The 22,654-nt window shown below is 49.3% G+C and carries 11 protein-coding genes and 3 pseudogenes; 13 read left to right on the top strand and 1 reads right to left on the bottom strand.

The annotated features are described in order from the left end of the window. Window positions 1–2 precede the first annotated feature (2 nt). The 13 genes and pseudogenes from P346_RS15560 to P346_RS23155 form a co-directional block, all read left to right on the top strand. A complete protein-coding gene (locus P346_RS15560; protein WP_032658380.1) occupies window positions 3–1,079 on the top strand; it encodes a hypothetical protein in 1,077 nt (358 codons plus the stop codon). Between the two features lie 75 nt (window positions 1,080–1,154). Beyond that, a complete protein-coding gene (locus P346_RS15565; RefSeq protein ID WP_032658379.1) occupies window positions 1,155–1,595 on the top strand; it encodes a DcrB-related protein in 441 nt (146 codons plus the stop codon). A gap of 3 nt (window positions 1,596–1,598) precedes the next feature. Further along, entirely contained in the window at window positions 1,599–5,969 is a 4,371-nt protein-coding gene (locus tag P346_RS15570) for an RHS repeat-associated core domain-containing protein (protein ID WP_032658378.1), read from the top strand. A 10-nt stretch (window positions 5,970–5,979) separates the two neighbouring features. Next, complete coding sequence (locus P346_RS15575; protein WP_032658376.1) at window positions 5,980–6,462, top strand: SMI1/KNR4 family protein; 483 nt, start codon at window positions 5,980–5,982, stop codon at window positions 6,460–6,462. 172 nt (window positions 6,463–6,634) lie between these two features. Further along, window positions 6,635–7,108, top strand: coding sequence for a hypothetical protein (locus tag P346_RS15580; protein WP_032658375.1), 474 nt, complete (start codon window positions 6,635–6,637; stop codon window positions 7,106–7,108). A 371-nt stretch (window positions 7,109–7,479) separates the two neighbouring features. Then, window positions 7,480–7,878: pseudogene (locus P346_RS0121555) on the top strand (Arm DNA-binding domain-containing protein); the annotation flags it as partial. Continuing rightward, window positions 7,835–8,319: pseudogene (locus P346_RS23565) on the top strand (GNAT family N-acetyltransferase). The pseudogenes P346_RS0121555 and P346_RS23565, both read left to right, overlap by 44 nt. Window positions 8,320–8,487: 168 nt before the next feature. Continuing rightward, window positions 8,488–9,573 carry a DNA cytosine methyltransferase gene (locus P346_RS15585; RefSeq protein ID WP_032658372.1) on the top strand — a complete coding sequence of 362 codons (1,086 nt, stop codon included), beginning with the start codon at window positions 8,488–8,490 and terminating at the stop codon, window positions 9,571–9,573. A gap of 9 nt (window positions 9,574–9,582) precedes the next feature. Further along, complete coding sequence (locus tag P346_RS22350) at window positions 9,583–12,348, top strand: hypothetical protein (protein WP_071995958.1); 2,766 nt, start codon at window positions 9,583–9,585, stop codon at window positions 12,346–12,348. A gap of 35 nt (window positions 12,349–12,383) precedes the next feature. Further along, window positions 12,384–15,164: a kinetochore protein gene (locus P346_RS15590; RefSeq protein ID WP_032658370.1), complete on the top strand. Its 2,781-nt coding sequence runs from the start codon at window positions 12,384–12,386 to the stop codon at window positions 15,162–15,164. Between the two features lie 14 nt (window positions 15,165–15,178). Continuing rightward, window positions 15,179–21,127 carry a DEAD/DEAH box helicase gene (locus P346_RS15595; RefSeq protein ID WP_032658369.1) on the top strand — a complete coding sequence of 1,983 codons (5,949 nt, stop codon included), beginning with the start codon at window positions 15,179–15,181 and terminating at the stop codon, window positions 21,125–21,127. A 7-nt stretch (window positions 21,128–21,134) separates the two neighbouring features. Continuing rightward, window positions 21,135–22,283, top strand: a complete 1,149-nt coding sequence (locus tag P346_RS15600) for a PD-(D/E)XK nuclease family protein (RefSeq protein WP_032658367.1) — start codon at window positions 21,135–21,137, stop codon at window positions 22,281–22,283. Between the two features lie 81 nt (window positions 22,284–22,364). Continuing rightward, a pseudogene (locus tag P346_RS23155) lies at window positions 22,365–22,490 on the top strand (IS3 family transposase); the annotation flags it as partial. 55 nt (window positions 22,491–22,545) lie between these two features. On the opposite strand, the gene P346_RS23150 reads toward P346_RS23155, so the two are convergent. Beyond that, window positions 22,546–22,654 (bottom strand): IS3 family transposase (locus P346_RS23150; RefSeq protein ID WP_152537848.1); only part of this gene is annotated, 109 nt, incomplete at its 5' end.

The following is a 22,654-nucleotide window of genomic DNA, read 5'->3' as shown; positions in this document are numbered from 1 at the left end:
TTATGACCAAAAAATATTTGGCAGTCGTATTGTTCACCGCTTTATTGACAGGCGTCGTTGAAGCGTCATCGGCGCTTGAATTATCGCAATACAATAAGCTCGAAACGGTTAGCCGCATCGTTAACGATAGCGAAGTGACAGACAATCTCAGGGCGTTGCTGGGAAATCATTACCAGATCTTTATTGATAACTTTGATGTCTTCGGTGAACCGCATACCACCGCAGGTGGCGGATTGTTTGTTGAAGGCTGGCTAAAGGATCTCTACCAGGAGAATGCGTCAGCGCTGGTCATCAATCCTGACGGCAAAATCTTTGCGGCCTGGGTGGCTCCGGAGTCGGACGTTATACAATATCGGTCATCTGATAATAGTCCGGTTATAAATGCCGATATTCAGCAGTGGGCTGCCAGATTCAATGCGATGCATTTTGCAACGAACAGCCAGTCAGAACCTGCGTTTGACGGTGAGTGGACTGGCGAATTCGGGAACGACTCGACGTTAACCCTGCGGTTAGCTGAATCAGGCAACCGTATCACCGGGACTTATTGCTATATCACCCAGAAAGGAAACCGCATAGATTGCCCGGAAGATGATGAGCGTAATCTTACCGGTACGATCGCTGGCAATCGTGCCAATATTGAATTCAACTCATCATTTGGCGGCGTAGACGGACGTGCTGTTCTGGAAATTAAGGGGAGTGAAATGGAATGGCGTTTAGCTACTCCTCCTCAAAATGGAAATTATTATGCTCCGCAGCGTTATACGTTACGTAAAGCCGCTTCGGTTCATAACGCTGAAACCAGAAAACTGGATACCGAAAAGTTCGCTATTTCTCTGATTAACAGGTGCGGCGATTTTGATAGCGAATGTGACCAGATGGTTTACCTTGGCGTGCGTAAAAGCGATAACAGTGCGATCTCCTTAAAGGGAAAAACGTTGCACGACACCGCAGGTAAAATAATCGGCTCAACGTACAAGAATGGCGAGACCGTTTACACCGTGACGTATGCACCCGCGCAATTGGTTGTCAGCAAAGGCAGCCAGGTTTTAGTCGAACAGTCAGGTCAATGGCGTAAATAATAAAACAGCCAGCCAGAGGGCCAGCATGGATTGGCCTTTTTGTTTCTCACAATATTAATCATCCCGAGTTCACTTATGAAATACACCCTCCAGGAAGGTTCGTTTTCCCTTTTTCCTGCTGCCTGGCAGGATAACAGCATGAACATTATTCGCGATGACGAAAGCGGGCTGTCCGTGGTGGTCAGCCGCGGCGTTATCCCCGATGGCAGTGACTATGAACAAGAGTTCCATCGCCAGTGGGATGTGCTGCGTCCTCAGATGGGCGAAATTGCCCAGAGCGAATTCCGGAACGTAAAAGTCGGGCCTGACGGAAAAATTAACGGGCTGGAAGTTGAGACCACCTTTGACCGTAACGGGCAGCGCCTGTGGCAAAAACAGCTGGCCGTACAGACGCCGGGCAAACCGGTACTGATGATTTTCACCCTCTCGGCACTCAGAGCATTCACCGAAGAGGACGAGGTGCGCTGGAGCGCGCTTAAGCAGAGTCTGACGCTAAACGACAACCGGAATGTGTAAGGCATGAGCGATAACAACGCGGCCCGTAAGGGCGACGAGATTATTCACTCCAGCATTTTTGCTGACATCACCAGCATCGTGGCGGAAGGTGCCGCCTATGCGGTGATCGGCGCGGCGGTAGGCGCAGCAGCAACCGTAGCGGCGCCATTGCTGGGGGCGGGGGCAGCAGCAGCAGGCGTGGCAGCCATTGGATCCAGCTGTCTGTTAAGCGGCATCATTGGCGGCGTGCTGGCGAACGTCGCGGGGATCACCGACGATATCAGCAACGCCGCTGAGGGGTTAGGCAATGCGCTGTTCCCGCCGTCACCGGCGGGGAAAAACACTACCGGTTCCAGTAACGTTCTCACCAACGCAACCCCCCCCCCGCGCGCGGCGGGCACGCTGACGCCCGCCAATACGCCGTCCCCTGAGCCGCAGTCGCCGGGCAGCTTTGCCGATTACGCGGGCATGCTGCTTTCCGCCGCCGGACAGTTTGGCAGCGAAATGTGGCAGCCGAGCGTGGCCTCTGCCGCCGCGGGAACCTCGCCGCTGGAAGAAGACAAGGTGGCGTGCGAAAAGCACTCCGGGCCGCAGTATCTGGCGGAAGGTTCTAAAAGCGTCTTTATCAACGGGCAGCCCGCGGTGCGTGCTAAAGATCGCACCACCTGCGAGGGCACCGTTTCCGACGATGTCTCCCCGAACGTGATCATCGGCGGGGACACGCTCACGGTCCGCGATATTAAAAGCGGTAAAACGCCGGGTCTGGCGCTGGGGATGATTGCGCTCTCCCTGCTCCGCGGGCGTCCGGGCAAGATCCTGAAAAACATGCCCTGCGCGCTGGCGGCAGCCGGCGGCGGGATGCTGGCGGATATGGCGGTCAACGCGGTGTTTGGCTCCTCGCACCCGGTTCACGCCGCCACCGGCGTGAAGGTGCTGAATGACGACGACGAGCTCGATTTCTCGCTGCCGGGGCGCTTCCCGCTTCGCTGGCAGCGCAGCTACAACAGCCTGACCACCCGCGAAGGGCTGTTCGGTCTGGGCTGGGCAACGACCTTTGATAGCTATTTGACGCTGGAAGACAACAACGCCACCTGGTTCGACGAAACCGGGCGCGAGCTGAGCTTCGAGCTGCCGCCTCTCGACCGCGCGTTTTACAGCATCAGCGAAGGTATCATTATCCGCCGCAATGAGAACGGCGACGTGGCGATTGCCGACGATGACGGTGCGGTATGGCGTCTGTATAAACCGACCCGGGCGAATCCATCCATCCTGCGCCTGGCCTCTCTCAGCGACGAATACGGCAACGCGCTGCTGACGGAGTGGGACGAGCACGGCAGGCTGGTCGGCCTTCACGACGAGCCGCGGGCGATAGACGTCACCCTGCGCTATGACGATGAACGTTTCCCGCAGCGCGTTACCGCTGCCAGCTATTTTGACGGTAACCAGACATGGCCGCTGATGCGGTGGGGCTACGACGCGCGCGGCCAGCTGGCGAGCGCGACGGATGCCTCCGGCGTGGTGACGCGTGAATACCGCTATAACGAGCACGGGCTGATGGTCTGGCACCGGATGCCGGGCGGTCTGGAGAGCGAATACCGCTGGAAAAAATTCGACCACTGGCGGGTGGTGGAAAACCGCACCAGCACCGGCGACGGGTGCCGCTTTAGCTACGATTTAGCCGCCGGGCTGACGACCGTCGAGCATTACGACGGCCAGACGCGCCGCCACTACTGGAACGCGCAAAATCTGATCGTCCGCTACGTTGACGAGCGCGGTGAAAACTGGCGCTACGAGTGGGATGACAACGAGCTTCTGACGCGTCGCATCGATCCGCTCGGAAACGCCGTCACCTTCGTCTACGACGAAATGGGCAACCGGGTTGAGGAGATCGACGCCGACGGCAATACGCGCACTACCACCTGGCTGGAGCACCGCGAGCTTCCTGCGGCCATTATCGAAGCCGACGGCAGCGCCACCCGGTTCTGGTACGACGAACATCACGGGCTTAAGCGCGTGGTGGACCCGATGGGGCAGACCACGCAGCTGCGCCGGGACGAGTTCGGCCAGGTTGTTGAAGAGGTTGATGCCGCCGGAAACAGCCGCTACCAGGAGTACAACGAGGCCGGGCAGATTGTTCGTTCGACGGACTGTTCCGGGCGTATTACCCGCTACCGCTATCACCCGCTGGGCTGGCTGGTGGCCGAGATTAGCGCCGACGGAGAAGAGACGCGCTATCGCTACGACGCCGCAGGGCGTCCGGTACAGCTCGATCGCCCGGAAGGCTGGACGGAATCGCTCAAATGGAACGAACGTGGCCTGCCGGTGAAGCATGCGGGGGCCGACGGTAAAGAGAGTGAGTTCAGATACGATGAGTCAGGGCGCTTAACTGCCACGCGTAATACCCAGGGTGAAGAGGTCCGTCGCCGCTGGGACAGCCGCGGGCGTCTGATTGCCCTGGAAAACGAAAACGGCGAAGCATATCAGTTCCGCTGGGGCGCGGATTCGCTGCTGCTGGAAGAGGTAGGGCTTGATGGCGTGGCCTCGCAGTATCGCTACGACGCCTGCGGGCGCACGATAGCGCGCACGTTTGCCGCCGGTCATCCGGAGGCCATCACCCACACCTTCGCCTGGAGCGCGAGCGGCCAGCTGGTCGCACGCACCACGCCGGAAGGGCTGACCCGCTATCACTACACTCCGTCCGGGCTGTTAAGCCGGATTGGGCTGCATCCTGCGCTTTCAGCCGACGCGTGGACCACCGAGGCAGAGCAGGAGCTTGCCTTTGAGTATGACGCGCTCGGTCGCGTGACGCGCGAGGCGGGCGAGCACGGCGAGCTGGCGTGGGAGTATGACGCGCTGGGCAACCGTACCTCCGTCACGCTGCCCGATGGCCGCGAGCTGAAGCAGTTCTACTACGGCAGCGGGCATCTGCTCAGCATTGCTCTCGATAAGCTGTCGGTATCCGATTTTACCCGCGACGAACTCCACCGGGAGACGAGTCGCACCCAGGGGCTGCTGACCACCCGCAGCGAGTACGACCGACTTGGTCGGCTGCATCGCCGGGACGTCTTTACCGGCAATGCCCAGCGCCCGTCGCCGCGCCGCTGGTCTCGCCGCTGGGATTACGACTACCGCAATAACCTGGTGCGGGAAGAGCGGGACGATAATCCGTTCAGCTGGTACCGCTGGCAGTACGATAGCGCCGGGCGTCTGCTCGTTCAGGACGGCACGCTGCCCGGACAGGAGCAGTGGCGCTGGGACGCTGCCGGTAACCCGCTCGAAGGATCTGCTGAGAAGGTCACGCACAATCGCCTGACGCAGCTGAACGGCATTCGCTGGCGCTATGACATCCACGGCCGCACCGTGGAGAAGGATAACGGCCAGACACGCTGGCACTACCGCTACGATGGTGAACATCGCCTGACGGAAGTCATCAGCCAGCCGCGGGACCGCAACAAGCCGCAGACGCAGGTCAGCTTCCGCTACGATCCGCTCGGGCGACGCATCAGCAAAACGCGACGCCAGATGCTGGGTGGACAGCCAACCGGCAAGCAGGTTACCACCCGGTTTGTCTGGGAAGGGTTCCGCCTGCTGCAGGAGGTGCACGGGGATGTGCCGCTCACCTACGTCTACAGCGATCAGGACAGCTACGATCCGCTGGCGCGTATTGATGGCGTGGAAGCGCCGGAGATTTTCTGGTTCCACTGCCAGCCCAACGGCACGCCAGAGCGGATGACGGATATCGAAGGGCAGGTGCGCTGGGAAGGTGTGAACAGCGCCTGGGGCAAGCTGCTGCGGGAAAGTGATACGCAGGTATCAGGATATTCTCAGAACCTGCGCATGCAGGGGCAATACCTGGACCGTGAGACAGGGCTGCACTACAATCTGTTCCGGTATTATGACCCGGACTGCGGAAGATTTACGCAACAGGACCCGATAGGGCTGGCGGGGGGGATAAACCTTTACCAGTATGCGCCGAATGCGCTGGGATGGGTGGATCCTTGGGGGTTGGCATTAAAGGGAGTCGACTTTACAGGAAGCCCAGATCTTTTCCCAATCAATGGAACAAAACAGAATATTGTATCTATTACAATGCAAGGAACTCGAGATAGAGATTTCACCGAGGCTTTCAAGGCAGCCGGTATTTCTAAAAGCGATGCAACTGGATATACATGGCATCATGTCGATGATTTTGACCCAGCCACAGGAAGGACAACTATGCAATTAGTAAAAACTTCTGCGCATGAAGCTACTTTCCCACATAAAGGCTCAGTCTCACAATTCGAGAAATATTTTGGTGTAAAATATGGTTCCCAAGAAGCCATTGCTGTTTCTCATTCTAAAGGCTGGTTGAAGGGGCGTGTTCCGAAAAAATTGCGTGCAAACTGTCATCAGTGAGGTATAACCTATGAATCACTTCAGTAACTGTGAAAAAAAGATTGGACGTGCAGATATTACTAAAACGGAAGAGAAATTATCTATTACTCTTCCGGATGATTTCGTTTCACATTATCTGCAATTTAATGGTGGCACTCCTGAGAAAAGTTGGTGGGATGGTGATGACGATTTTGAGCCAATAGAGGTGGCAGGGTTTAAACCGTTTGTTTATAATAGTCAGACAAATGATGACCCTAGATCTTTAATCGACGGTTGTTATATCAGCATGTTGGATAGGGAAGTGATTCCTAAAAACCTGCTCCCTTTCGCAAATGATTGGGGAGGGAATTTCTTCTGTCTAGATTTAGATAATTACTCAATTGTATATTTTGCTACAGATTCTTTTGATGAGGATTTGACTATGCAAGAGAATCACAGAAAACTTCAAAGATATCTGACAAATTCATTTGCCAATTTTGTTAACGGATTAGTAGCAGAAGAGGATCTTTCTTAAAGAATATTTAAAAATTTGATCGATTTATTTAATTCGATTGCTGTTATTTTGGTATTCATATTTTTAATAAAGCTCTGTGAAACAAATCATAGGGTTTTATTATAAAACAGCATGACAGGCTTGGTGATATGAAAGTACCTAGGATCCCATGTAGAATAAATCAGGTTAAGACATGAAGATATCCCAGTTAGCAATATGTAAGTTAAATAATATTAGTTGGTTTGTTAATCTTGGTGTGGCGACAACACTCCCCGGGGTTATCCAGGCTCAGTGCTTTAGCTTATGTATAAAAGGCTTAAATAGCGATGAATGGGAAAATACCACCTTGCAGGCTGGTAATGAAATAACGGGTTATCTCGCAAAAAAACACACTAACAAATATCAATACTGGAACTCCTTGGTCAAAGAAGCTAAGAATGTTGTGGAGAATGATATTATCCCAAAAATAACCTTCCCGGAGTCTGATAAAGGCTCAATGACTGAGAACTTAAAATGGGATCTTGTGAATTACTTGCTTGAAGATGCGTATAGTAATTTTCTTCAAGAGCCATTCTTTTTTGACGGATTAATTAATGTTTATGAAGCTGGGCATATGCCCTGTGGATGGTCAGGTACTTGGCCAGCGGGTAAACTCGTTATCTATTGATAGATCACGCGCAAAAAAATCCACGCCAAAGCGTGGATTTTTTTCATTCAAAACAAATCAGACGTTGAACTGTGATTGTTTTTTTATGATATTGATTTTTATTGTCTTATTTTAGTTAATTTTTATTTGTACTCATTTGTATACTCATTTTTGAGCTGGCTCACATTCGTAATGCAAAGGTGGTGGGTTAGGCTCCTATTATCGGTACTATTTCAAACTCTTCTCAAGTCAATTGAAATCAACTAAAAGCCCGTATGATGCGGTTTATGGCCCGTACCTTATCTCTGTTATCAACTGGGCTCAACCGAAATCAAATCATAGTTGGGGGCATAAGTGGGGATATTCTGTGTTTGGTTTTGGGAGATGCCCCAATGAAGCTTAATGTTCGACAAATCGACAGCGCTAAATCCAGAGAGAAAGCCTACAAACAGTCGGATAGCGCTGGTTTGTATCTTGAGGTTGTTCCCTCTGGTTCCAGATACTGCCGCATGAAATATCGCTTCAACGGGAAAGAGAAGCGCATGGCCTTTGGCGAGTACCCTACCGTGACTCTCGCGCAGGCGAGGGCATTGCGTGATGAAGCCAAGAAAAAGTTGGCCGAACGGATCGATCCATCAACAACAAAGAAATAAGAGAAACTGGTTTGCGATGTACAACTCAACAACACGTTCCAGACTGTGGCACTTGAGTGGCATGCGACGAGAGTTGGTCGACGGTCTGAAGGATATGCCTCTGACATTCTGGAGGCTTTCAATAAATACTTTTCCCCTTCATACAGGGCATATTCTTACCTCGTTCTGTTGTGGAGTGGATTCTATGGATAAAACAGTGGGCGATGAAGAACCAGCTTTCCGTCGCATCCCGCACGTTTGTCTGCTTCGACGATGCTAAGGTGATGTCTTCCTACTCGCAGGCTTCCAGCGCTGTAACAACAAATACTGCCCCCGTGCGCTTTTGTCGCAATATGTCTTGCCCGATCCCCTTCTGGTGCTGGGACACCTAGAGGTGGATAAATCGCTACATAGGCAAGGTATGGGGCTGGCACTGATACGTGACGCCGAGTTGCGGGTAATACAGGTGGCGGAAACCATCGGTATTCGCGGGACGCTGGTTGATGCGTTGTATGACGAAGCGCGGGAATTTTATCCGCTGAACCGTTGCCGATGGATCCGATGTTGCTGATGGGGGATTTGGTGGGAAGCGCTATCTGAAGAACGGCCATTTAGTAATACCTTAACAACAAAAACACCACTTCCCCCTCAAAAGCTAAGTATATTGATGTAAGATTCTTTACAGAGGGGTATAATCTTTCTCTATGATTTTATGGCGAATTAACAACCAGTTACGGTTTGTTAGAAGAAGATATTTGGTATGGGCGTATGAGCAGTGTTTTTGAGAGAGAGAACGATAATATTCGGGTACTTTCACTTTTCTCCGGTTGTGGTGGTATGGATTTTGGAATTACCTCAGCTGGTGGAGACATCGTCTTTGCCAACGATGTTGTAGAGAATGCCTGCAAAACATTAGGGAACTATTTCCCCGATAGTGATATCAGGCATAGTGATATCTCTCAAATTCTGGCTTTTCCGGATGTTGATATTGTTGTTGGAGGCTATCCCTGCCAGTCATTTTCAATGGCAGGTAACAGAAAACCTAACAATGACGACAGGACAAACCTTTATAAACACTTTCTACGGGTATTAGAGACTGTTCAGCCGAAGTATTTTGTTGCTGAAAATGTTTCGGGCTTGAAACATTTAGGGGCAGGTAGTTTTCTGGAAAAACAGCTCATGGCATATAAAGCTGCGGGGTATCAAGTCAGCTATCATATGGTAAACGCGAGGGCTTACGGCGTGCCCCAGTCGCGCAAGCGTTTGTTTATTATTGGCGTCAGAAACGATCTGGGGCAATACTTTGAATTTCCAGCTGAAACACATGGCAAAGCGACAAAAAAGAATCCTCATTTAAAACCCTATGTTTCACATGGTGAGGCTATTAGGGATTTACCACTATGGCCTGAGGGTGAGTTTTACGAACGACCACATGATCCTGAAGGGCATTTCTCATGGTATTTCATGTCCCGAAATCGTAAAGCTCTATGGGACAGCCCTGCTTACACCGTGGTAGCTAACTGGCGTCATGTGACATTACATCCTGCTAGCCCGGTGATGAAGTTAACATGGTCAAACTTGGAGGATGGCTGGAAGCAGCGCTGGGACTTTTCTGATGAATATGAGCATCTAATTATTGATACTTCTCGTCCCAAACTGGAACAGGCAAGGCGGTTATCATGGCGGGAATGTGCACGAATACAAACTTTTCCACAGGGTTTTGAGCCTGTAGGAGACGTCGAGTCAAAATTTACCCAAATTGGTAATGCTGTTCCTCCACTGCTGGCTGAGGTACTTTTTCGGCATTTATTTTCTGGTGCTGGTTTGAAAAAGATGACAGCGAACGGTAATTAGGCGGTGAGTATGGATGATTCTTTCCCGGTTACTTTAGAAGAATGGAATGCTGAACTAGTAAAGATCGTCTTTCTTGAGTCTTCGCATACGGGCTCGACTTTAAGTCGTATTGATACTACGGGCCGCATTTTTGAGCAACTTGCAGGTCCACGTAGCAAAGAGGATGCTAAGCGAAGTTTCCTGATTTCGTTTGGAAAAAAAGCGTCTAAAATCCAAGATGCTCTCAGAGATGAGTCGCGATTAGACATTTTAGCGCAAATAAAAGGATACCCTACTTATTTTGCCGTTTTATATTTAACATTACTTGCTGCCAGTGCTGATGATGAAACACATGACGAAGGGGATTTTCGGGTTCGATTTTCTGTGCTGCTAGGCTTTGATAAAAATAAAAAATTTGTTTTTACTGAATTACCCAACTTATGGGAAAGGTTAGAAAGATGGAGTAGTAAAAGACAAAACTGTACCCGTTTAATCTTGCCAAGGCCATCAAAGCATGAAAGATTGATTGGGTATTCCAAGAGAATTGCTTTCCCCTGCTACAAAGATGAGGTCTTTTTACGGAATATTCTCATCGATAATAAATTAGATAACTATTCAACTTTTGAATCAGTTAATAAGGTAGTACATCAATATATATCTTATTTTAGCGAAGTTTTTAACCAAGAGTTTATTGAGTTCAGAACATTACTTTCAAAGGCTGCCATGCAGCAGGCTTATGACTCTCCTTTTTGGGGCGCTGTTCGTGATATCACTGTACACACAGAGAGAGAACAACTCAAAGAGAATGGTAAGTATTGTATTCACATGGAGTTTAATGATTCAGGTAATCCGGAGATTTACCTTCTTATGGATGACGCTGCTGCTACAGCCTCAGAAATCAAGCATTATTACTCCTTGCCTAATGAAATAGAGAACTATAATAATATATATTACGAACGAGACATAGGCACCACATTAAATTCCTTGGATTTTTTATTAAAAAAACGGAAGGGTTATTTCTATAAATCACGAGCGGGAGTCGCACTGCGTTCTGGGTGTTTGCCGCTTTTTCGTGATGATTTTTGTCATATTAGTTCAGAAGGAGAATATTATGAAGATTCTCCAACCTATTTAATACTTCATCATACATATGCAGACAGTATTTTCACTGTCTTGAAGAAGGTTGGCGAAAGAGTACAACGTCGGGATATTAAATCTACCAAATGGTCGATAGTTTCTTCCGATAAAGTTGGCAGGCAAACGCTGGATAAGATTGCCCGTTTGTTACCAGAAGAAGCCCGTCGTTTTCTAATACAGGGATGGCAGCCTGCTCGACCTCGTATGTCAGGCGCAGCGCGATTTGGACAGGCTATACTGCTTAACCCTGCCAGTACACCGATAATTCATATGCCTGAAGTACTAAGAGGATGCTATGTCATCAGCAATAAAGACGGAGAAGAATTAACTCATGGCTCGCTATCTCAGGGAGCTGAAGGATTATTCATCCCACCAGAGGAGTTGATGGAAATATCTGGTCAGGCATTTTGTCGCTACGAACTTACGTTAGCGCATTCAGATATCCCAGTAAATTTTGATGTACACGTGTTAGATCACGCGCCTTACGCCACTTATTGTAAAATTACAGAGCCACATGATTGGCTTATTGATGGACCATCGGGAGTATTAATGGCGTTAGGGGATACGGCAGTGATCCCCCCACTGAAACGCGAAGAAATAACACCATTGAGTGGTGCTCAGATGTTATGGCAGTATGAAAGTTGCCTTCCTGTAACATGCCAATATACCGAGTTACATAATATACCCGCAGCATTTGACTGGCTCGCTGAGGCGCTGGCATTGCGTTTTCAACGTCGTAGCACATTGCCTTTTGGTGAATTAAAACAACATATTGACCCCGTATCACAGTTAACGAGGATACCCGAGTGGCAATTGCGTCGCATGCTCTTTGCTGCTGGCTGGCTTTGTGTAGTACAACGACGTCATGCGCCATATTCGTTAGTCTCATTGGCTGAAAGAACCATTTCCGTTGATGTTACTGAACAGAGAATTATTGCCCGAATTATGGGAATGTTTACAAGAAGTGAACGTAATCTTCTACAAGAAACACTTAATGACGGTGAGCGAATAGGGCGTCGGTTAGTTGAGGATAACGGCTGTTCAATAGGGTGTATTGAATTACATCTGTCAGCCAGAGATCGTGTTCATGCTTTCATTGAGCAGTTTGGGCTACGTTTGGTTAATCACGACGATTTACCCGTCAATGCTTTGAGTGGATTATTGCTACCGTTGTCTCAAATGCAGTTTATCCCGACTTTACCTCCGGATCTTCATGTGTCGCTTTGGCAAGCTGAAAAATATCAATGGTCAGAAGAACAGCGGCTAACTCAAACGGTTAATAACCTATTGATACGATGTCAGGAAAAACAGCGTTATCGTTATTTTATTCGGCAGAACGCCGGGTACTGGCAAACCGATAGCTTCTCCTGGGCCTTAATGGCTCAGATGATATGTTCAGGAGTCATGTTCGGTGTGCAAAAAGGCGATAGTGACTGGTGCTGGTCAACGAAAATCATTGCATTACCACCCTCCATTTTACAGTGGTGGATCCACGTTGCTCACGGATGTTTGTCGATAACAGATAATGGTAGCTACCTATTTGCAGGCGGCAAAGTACCACTCTGGAATAATGTAATGACCTTCCCCTCCTGCCAACGAGCGTTGGCACGACGGAACAGAGCGCTGACGATACGCAAGCTGCGCAGAACCTTACAATAATTTTACAGAATCAGGTAGTAAGGAGAACGTTTAAGATGGCTAAAAAGAAAAGTATTATCAGCGACCGGCTGGGCCAAATGTACTACTTCGGTACAGAATCTCATGAATTGAGCAGATGCTTGCTAGAGTGCAAACAAAGGCTCACCAGAAATGGCGCTAAAGCGGATAATTTACCGAGAGGGCCAGAAAAAAGGCTACATTTTCTCCGTACGTTACCACCTAAAGCCAAACCTATTGTGTCTGATTGGCTTCGTGAAAATTTGACGTTTTCTGAACAAAATGACCCACAAACCGTTCTTAGGGATCTGTTAGAAGCAGAAAGTAATGCGGAAGATATTGATCTCTGTAAACCGCTATGGCGCACAATTCTGGGATTCTATATTTCTCCTGACTGCCCTGAAATTATAACGAAATTCCTGAATGGCGAACAAATTGATTTATCCCAACATGGTGTTTCTGACTCCCTGACAATTAATGTCACTGATGAAGACATTGAACAATGTGCCTTGATTAGTCAGGGTAAAAAAATTCCTATGCCAGAGCGTACTATTCCACTATTTGTTGGGGGATTAGTTGATGCACTCCAAGGAACGCGCACAGCCGATAATCAATGGAGAACAAAGCTATCAGAACATTCTTTACCGCTGGCGCGAAAATTGGGTGAACTTATCGAACAATTTGAAGCCAGTAACGACCTTAAAACAATGGATGGTACCAGTGTAATACAAGCTCCTCCCGTTGTGTCCAAAGAAATCGACGGTGCGATGGACGAAGTTATGTTCATTGGAAAAGTGTTAGCGTTAACCGCGTCCGGCGCTTTTTTTGTTACGCCGGTTAGTCTGTTAATTGATGGCAACTTACGAGACCTCCCAGAGGCACTGGGAAAAGATCTTTACCCTCATAGCGGTGAAGCCATTGGTTTTGAGAACCATTTCAGCAAAAAATTTGCTCGGGGTGAAATGGCAATATGGAAAGCCCGATATCAGCCGTCTGATAAATCTGCGCAGTATGTCATTACTGACTACCTGTCGCGCGTTTATCCTGTAGTCGCGTTACCCCATGCCTCCGATGAGCCTGATGCTGTCAGGGAGTGGTTACTCACCAACTACCAGCCGCAAAACGATACGCCGGTCATTTTTCAGCTAAGTGATGGCGTATCCCTGAGATTACCGGGTGACTTGCCGGATCCTAGAAAATATGATTTTGATATGCCGCTGGAGAGTTATCGTCAGGTTCCTCAGACACTACTTGACTCTCATGCCCTCACGGTGATCACTGAACTCCCTAAGGTAAGTGAAAAATATGATTGCGCGGAAGCCAGCACGTGGATTAAACGCCTGCTTAAACGAACTGATTCAGCAAAATTTTTCCCTCAATTCAGTAAAGGGCAGCTACAAAATTTAACTCATTTTATTGCTGAACATGAGTCTGATAACGAGGCATCCTATCTTCGCGCAGTATCTCATCTGGAACAGATAGCAGATATGAGATCCTTTCTTAATGATACGACTCAACAGTTACTGGCTTTACCTGAGGTTGAGACGAAAATTAATATTGAGAAACAGGAAATATTGGCTCGTTACGAAGACGAACAGCACCAGATTAAACAATCGATAACGGTATTATCTGAAAAGAAAATACAGCTTGAAAATGAAATAGCCGATCAGAAGAAAAAATTGAAGAAAGAAACTGATCGCACTAATAAAGCGCTACGTCAGCAAGAAAATGAACTGGAACAACGGATAAAAAAGACCTTCGAAGCCGCATCTCAAGCGGGAATGGAAACGCTGGCCCAGGCAGCGTTACTGCGGGCAATAATCAATAATGAAACAGCACAGGAGCAACCTGCCCAACAACGAATAACCTCAGAACCTGTAGCCGAATCAGCAAATTCTAATTTCCCATTAGCAGAGACAAATGCTCTGACTCGCAAGCATCAACTGATATCGGCTATCGAAAAAGAGGCACTGGCGACGGGACTAAGTGAATCTTTATTATTCAGTCTGATTGCCACTGCGAGTATTACACCTGCGGTCGGATTGATGGGAAAACAGACAAAACAGGCTATCGCCTCATTAGCGAATCTTTTAGCTGGTAATGTTTGGGGGGAAGTGTCGGTACATAGCGATCATTTTAGCTTCAGTGATTTAATGAACTCCCCCACACTGATCCGCTTATCTGGCGACACTCTTACCATGACGCTGGGTGATTTTTTGACCCAACAACAAGAGGCTGGGCTGGCGAGCATCGTTGAATTGCGTGGTTTTAACCGCACTCCGCCAGAAACTCTGCTCCCTGAGCTCCACGAGTGTTTATTCAGAACTCCCCATCCTGCCGCATGCAGTTGGACGGATCGGCGGGAGGCTCTACGACATTTACCCATTCGGCACCCGATACTTTTTGTACTCACATTCACCACCGGGAAAAGCACGTTTCCATTACAGGCTCCTCTTGCTTACCAGTTACCCCTGTTTCTGGCAGAGAATATATGGTCGGATGAACGGCCATTTGAGCAAAATACTGACATCACGCCTTCTCGTATTACTCCAGAACTATGGCAGACAATCTTTGTGGACAACCACCGGCCAGAGTACCAGGCTTGTGCGCCATGGGAAGTGCTAAAAGCAGCGCTACTCTCTTTACTTCCTGATGAACAAGCGCAAGCCGTTGCCCGTCTGGCTTACGGTCTCGGCCGTAGTACAACACAAGATATTGCGACCACGATTGACGTTCTTGCCCCAGAATTAGGGCCATATGCTCAGGAAATGACTATCGGCGAATCGGCAAGCGTACTTGAGCACCTTTTCCAGTTATAAGCAAAGGAATAACAATGAATAACCCACTGGAAACATTTGAATCAATAAGAGATTTTTATATTTCATATCTTGAAACGGCCTTCCGTATTGATTCATCAGACATACAGTCTGGACGGCGAGCGTTACTGGAACAGCAAGGGACATTATGCGCAGATCTATTTCTTGAACCGATGCCCCGATATCATAACTATGGCTTAACTATCAGTGAATTACGAAATGATGCTCATGGTCAGATATGGTTGCCAGGGTTTAATGCGCAGCAAAGGAATGCATTCATCGATCTCTGTTTAGGTGGACTTCTGCCCTGCAATAAAACAGATCCGACTAAGGGACGTTTTAATCTTTATACCCATCAACTGGACATGCTGAAAAGAGGGGTACAGCCAGGGAAGCCGGGCATCGTCACCTCCGGAACTGGCTCCGGTAAAACAGAATCATTTTTGCTGCCGGTTCTGGCGCAGATCGCAAAAGAAGCCACTGGTTGGCCGAAAAGCTCGGCGTTGAAGCACTGGCAACCGTGGTGGCATAAGGTAGCGGATAAACAGCCTAGCTTCATGCGTGAGCATGAAGCCGCTGCACGTCCTAAAGCGGTACGCGCGCTGATCCTCTACCCGATGAATGCCCTGGTAGAAGATCAACTGGTACGTATGCGACGGGCACTGGATTCTAGGGAAGCTCATGATGTCATGGATGCGCATTTTGGTGGCAACCGAATCTTTTTTGGCCGTTATACCAGCGCAACTAAAGTAACTGGCTGGCTCAAACATCCCCGACTCAATGAAGAAAAAAATGAGAAAAAGCGCGTGGCTAAAAAAATCACTGAGCTGCGTGAGTATATGCAATTAATGGAAGAGACCCATCAGGAGGCGGTACGACAAGCGCAGCAGGACAAGGATAACGAATTATCGTTTAATTTCCCCAGAACCGCTGGCGGAGAGGTTCTCAGTCGCTGGGAAATGCAAAAGACACCGCCCGATATTCTGATCACCAACACCAGCATGCTCTCAACGATGCTGGTTCGTGAGGTGGACGATCCTATTTTTGAACAAACCCGACAGTGGATTGAGCGTGACCCTGATGCCTATTTTTATCTTATCCTTGACGAACTTCATCTACAGCGAGGAACCGCCGGTACCGAAGTCAGCTACTTGCTTAAACATTTGATCAACCGGCTGGGGCTGGATCAGGAAAAACACCGACACAAATTGCGTATTCTGGCCTCCAGCGCCTCTTTACCCGTTGAAGGGTCTGAAGGTGATCAAAGCGTCGAGTATTTATGGGGGATGTTCGGTCAGCGGGGATTACCCGCAGGTGCCTCTTCCAGCGACTGGAGAGAATGTATTATTAAAGGTGACACCCTTCCCCCGGGCAATATGTCTCTTTTCCTGGGGGAGCTGGAGGCGTTTTATCACGCAGTGCTTCAGTTACAGCAAGCACCATTTACCTCATTACAACACTGGCAGAATGTCGCCCGCAGCATGGGAATGACAGCTAGTGAAGCCTCTACAGAACAACTAGCGCAACGAGTCGTTTTACAGGCGGGCAACCTGCTTGAAAGTGGCTGCTATACGGACAATCATTCTCCGAGAGCTACGTCAATCAAAATGCTTAGTTCACGCCTTTTTAACGCCCAACCCCATAGTGACAAAGCGCTCCAGGCATTAATCTGGTTACGTTCGACTGAGGGAGACTGGCCGCAATGGTTTTCACATGCCTTTCCTGATGATATCGGTGCGCCACGTTTCCGCGCTCATGCTTTTTTGCGCGCTCTTGAGGGGTTATATGTCGCGCCATTGCCCGTCCCTAGCGCTGCATCTGCGCAAGAAATTAATCACAGATATTTTGGCGATCTTACCGTGGAGTCCGGCTTACGTTACGGCAAAGATAAAAAATCGCGGCGTGTCGAATTACTCTATTGTGAATGTTGCGGTAATCTCTTTTTGGGGGGTAAACCTTCGGTCTTTTCCGGTTCAGAAAGTCGAATTGAACTTTTACCCAACGACCCGGATACGGAACAACTGCCCGAACACGCAAAATCAGTCACGGTAGAACGCCGATCTGCTGAAGAATACGCGCTATTTATGCCCGTCGTCGAACGTTTCTGGCCGAAAGGAGATGAGGAGCTAAACAGCGATAATGACAATACTTTTGGTACTTGGGTAAAAGCCAGCTACGATCCATTTACCGCCACTATTCAACACCCAGTATCGCTCTTAAAACCGCTACCGGAGAACCATATCGCGGGCTGGTTCTATTACGTCAAACCCGGTGAATTTGCCTCCTCGGAAAGATGCCAGTCATCCAGCCAGTCACCGGGAACGGCGCTACCTTTTCAGTGTCCGGCGTGCGGGACGTCCTATAAATACGGCAAAGGTAAGCTCTCCCCAATCCGTAGCTTTCGTGTCGGTTTTTCGAAAACGACACAGCTACTGGCCAGCTCGCTAATGGCGGAACTACAGCGCTCGGGTAACCGTGAGCAACTGGTAACGTTTTCAGACAGTCGTCAGGATGCCGCAAGGGCAGCGCTCGATCTGGAATCGGGTCATCATGACGACGTCAGACGAGAAATTGTTGTCCATTCGCTACAGTCCATTGCGGCTGATAAACCGTCCCATAACCAACTAAAAGTACGCCAGGCAGAGATAGATAACCGGAACAAAATACTGATTAACCTCAACGTAAGGTCGGATGAGGAAGAGGATGAACTGGATCAACTTGCTGATGAACGAAAGAAAATCAGAGGGTTATTATCAAAGCCTGAAGCTGACAGCATACCTCTGCGTGAAATCCTGGAACCTGAATCGCCGGATGCAGGTCAACCGCTTGGCTTGCTGTTAAGGACGCAGGTAGATGCAGGCATTCACCCTTCCGATCGTACTGGTATTGCCCCGGTTCCCGATCCTGAAAAATATGGAGAAGGCACGCTGACCTTTGCATGGCAACAACTCTTTGAAAAGAACGCGCAGGGGGAGTGGTGCTGGAAGGCGCTTCCATCCTATGAAGACAACCTGCTTGTGGCAAGACAGGAGATTTCACGCGATCTGAAACGGCTGGTGGGGGAAAGCGTATTCAGTAAAACCTACTTCGCGCTGGAAGAGTCCGGTTGGGGTTATCCCTGCCTTCCCATTACCGGAAACGACTCACGGGAACATCTCGCGATTTATGACGCAATGTTTCGTGTGTTGGCGGACGCGTACCGGGTTACTCCTTCACAATATACAAAGCCAGAAACCCCATGGAGTTCAGCGCGCGATGTCAATCGTAGAAATCGCCTTTACCGCTTTACGCAGGCGATATGCCAGCGTTCAGGAGACGAGCCTTTATCTTTAATTGATAGTTTTCTCCGACGACTGGAGCTGGCGGGTCATCAGGGCGGTATTATTGATATTGGTAAAATACACTTTCGCCTGGCGGAACCTACCGATCGCGTCTGGCGCTGCTCCCGTTGTGGGCGTATACACATGCACATCGGCGCGGGAATCTGTACCCGCTGCTACTCTCCTTTACCAGAAACGCCGCGCAGCGAGGCAAAAACGCTCCAGATGCAACACTATCTCGGCAAACGTCTCTCACATTCTTCTGGTATTCACCGGATGCGCTCAGAGGAGCTGACTGGAATGACCGAAAACCCGGCGGCAAGGCTACGCCGGTTTAAAGGTATTCTGATTGCCGACGATGATGATATTTTGCCGGAAGGAATGAAAGATTTTGCGCCCGATCGAGATCTTGACCGGGCAGCTCGCGTGGTAGATGTGCTTTCCGTAACCACAACCATGGAAGTGGGAGTAGATATCGGTGATTTACGTGCGGTTTTTCAGGCCAACATGCCGCCACAGCGCTTTAATTATCAACAGCGTGTCGGTCGTGCCGGACGACGTGGACAAGCGTTTTCATTCGTATTAACTGCGTGTCGCAGCAAGAGTCACGATCTGTTTTACTTCCGCCATCCGGAAAAAATTACCGGCGATCTCCCTCCGCCACCGTTTCTGACCACAAAGCTGGAAATGATCTGCCAGAGACTGGTACGAAAAATCTGGCTGGTGTCGGCATTCAAATGGTTAAGGCAGCAAACGGAAAAAGCCGATCACCCATGGCCGGTTGACGACTACGCGCACGCCCCTGATAACCACGGTGAGTTTTTTCCGGTGCACTGGCTGAAAGAAAACCAAACGGACTGGCTGCCAAAAATCCGGCAGGCCATCGAAGCAACCATCCTGGCGCGCGATGAATTTGCCCGGACTTGCACGCAGCAAGACCATCATTTGTTCCAGAGAGTTATTCAGCCTTTGACGCCGGAGCAACTGATTCAGGATATTAACGTCGTACTGAACGACAGTGCAATGGAGGCGAAAGGACTGGCAGAAGCGCTGGCGGAACACGGTAAATTCCCAATGTATGGCATGCCGACCCGATCACGCCTTTTGCTGACAAGGCCCGTCAGCACAGGCGAAAAAGAAATCGAATTTGCCAGCATGGATCGCGATCTGGATATTGCGATACAGGAATTTGCCCCCGGGAAAATTCTGGTTCAGGATAAAAGACGTTATTTTACAGCTGGTTATAGTGGAATGCTTAAACAGAGCAGAAAAAATCCACGATCATTTTATTCAAATGCCCCCGAACCGGGTGAACTCAGAACAATGACCGCCTGTCCGGTGTGCAACATCTGGGCTCCGGCAAACTCTCTGACCACCGAATGTACTATCTGCGGTGCCGTTATGGATAAGGCGGAACGCTATCAATGCTATGTCCCTTATGGATTTATCACCACGCTGGAACCAAAATCGGCCAAAGAGGATTTTGATCAAATCCTGACCACGGCCAGTCGTGTATCAATTGCAGAAGCCTACACTTTTTCTGCAATGCCAGAGCCTGACGTTAATGTAGCGATACAGCTCCAGCCACAGACATGTCTGCACCGCCTGAATCGGGGAATTTACACCGATAAAACATGGCGTGGTTTCAGCGCAACACAGGGGAGCCTATCGGTCCCTTTCAGAAAGCAGGGGACTTACCAGCCGCTTTGGGCGAACCGGGTTTGGATGGATAGTCAAATTATTGAGACCGACCTGTTAGTTAAAAACCGCTTTACCGATCGAGGTGAAACCCGAAACACATTTTATCTTGCCGCGCCTAAAGTGACTGATCTACTTGCGCTGATGGTTGCCCAAATCCCGCCTGGGCTCCGGCTACAGTATTCCACGCTAACTCCGGCATTCAGAGCTGCTGCGCTCTCGGCGTCTTTTATCATTGTTAACTATGCATCAAAAGAGCTACTGGATATTGATCCTGAAGAAATCGAAATTCTGGAACCCCGCGTTCAAATGCTGAAAAACGGTAAGTCGGTACCGGTTCTGCAAATGGCCGATCGTCTGGTTAATGGTTCAGGGTTATGTGAACGGCTACAGCAGAAGGGCGCATCCGGTTCTCTCATCATCCTTGAGGTCATGAAGAATATTTTAAATAATAAAACGGCCTACCCGCTGGCTGAGTTCCTGCAACCCGATCATCGCGAACGATGCTTTCAGGGGTGTTATCACTGCCTGCATCGATACGGAAACCAGCCATATCACGGATTGCTGGACTGGCGTCTGGGACTGGATGTTATCCAACTTCTTCTGGATCCAACCTATAACGCCGGGCTGAACGGTGATTTTACCTCTCCGGGCGTGTCTGACTGGCCGGAAAATGCCCTACGATTAGCCGAAGAGGCCGCTTCGCTATACAGCGACAGTGCTGCAGAAATGATGGGGAATATACCCGTGATTCGCACAGGGGCTGGGCGCTGGGCTGCCGTACTACATCCATTCTGGGATCCCGATGCTGCATTTGCTGCAAATCCCGAACTGGAGGCATTTTCATATGAGGTGGACGTAGACGCGACGAATACTTTTGCTTTGTCCCGTCGCATGGGGACTGAAATGGCGAAATTACGGACTCAGGCGTCCTCATCTCAGGAGTGATAATGCAATGAATGAAATGACGCTATCGCGTACTCGTCCGGTGCTCCCTTCCCTGTTGGGGTGTTTCGCCGTTTGCCCGGCGAAATACCTGCTGGAAAGTGAAGCTCATTCTTACGCACGCTTACCGCTGCATCCGGGAGTGATTCTGGGCCAGGTAATACATCAACGCGTGAATTCAGTGATACACAGGGAGGCCGCTTTTGGGAATTATACCCTCAGGCAACTGGAAAATGATTTTACGATCGCGCTGACAGCCAATCGACGCGCCGGGCCGGTAGCAAACTGGATATATGACCGTCGCGGCGTTGCCGGGCTGGTATCGCGGCAAATGCTTGTTACCCAGATCCGCTACGTTAGATCGCTTCTGCCGCCTGTTTTCGTAAAAGGGGGGCCTGCACACGAAAAAACATTACCCGTTGGCCGGGAGGTTATGCTGACCAGTAGTGATTTTGATATGCATGGGCGGGCCGACCTCATATATCAGGAGCGACCCGATCGGTTAAACGTAGTTGATTTGAAAACTGGAAAGGTAACAGACGAACAAAACCAGCCGAAAGAAGCCAACCTGTTACAGATTGCGGCCTATGGCATAATGGTAAAAGAGCGAGCACCTGATATGAACATTGGGTTAGTTCTGACGGGGATCCGTGATAGTTGGGAAGGGACACTGAATACAGACCTGATTGAACGGGTCACTATGATTATCAAAAATATTAATCGACTTTTGCCACGGAATATCCCACTTCCAGTATATGAGCTGGCTTGTCCTGGCACGTACTGTTCCCATTGTTCCAGCCGTTGCTCGTGCCCGGCCTGGACAGAAAAGCTACGCAAGCAGATGCAACCGTCTCTTTCTGATCATCAGCATGGCGGAATCGATATCAGCGGAAAATTACTTGAAGTGGAAAGTGACGATCATCTTCTTACGCTGAAGATCCTGCTACCTGATAGTTCGGTTGTTAAGGTCTTTCGTGTACCTTCCAGTACCATCCCAGAATCAACGGAAATTACAGGAAAAAAAATCGCATTGTACGGATTAAACACCTTCAGTGAGACATCAACAGAGTATTTTCCTCGCAACTTCTACGTCATCAATATGCAGGATACAAGAAGATCGGCGTTTCAGTTTCACTGGCAGAGTGAAGGAGAGAATTAAACGTAGGGAAAACGCTTACCTTTAACAACGCTCAATGATCTTACCCGTCATATATTGACGCTCAGCCAGCGGTGATTACTCATGACAAAACCAGCATCGACCAGCAAAATGGCCCGTAAGCAGTACACACCCTAATTCCTCGATGAAGCCCTGAAACTGGCTGAGCGTATTGGTATCGCTGTTGCTGCCCGTGAGCTCAGCCTGCACCTGCTCCCTTTTGATTAATACATGCGATTCTTTTTAATGAATCGCCACGGATAATCTAGACACTTCCGAGCCGTTGATAATATTGATTTTCATATTCCGTCGGAGGCATCTGAGCACTCGAACCATGCCGACGCTTACTGTTATAAAACATTTCGATGTAATCA

Source organism: Enterobacter sp. DC1 (genome assembly GCF_000568075.1).
Taxonomy (GTDB): Bacteria; Pseudomonadota; Gammaproteobacteria; order Enterobacterales; family Enterobacteriaceae; genus Enterobacter; species Enterobacter asburiae.
The sequence above is the reverse complement of the archived record's forward strand: the minus strand, read 5'-3'. Positions and strand labels throughout refer to the sequence as shown.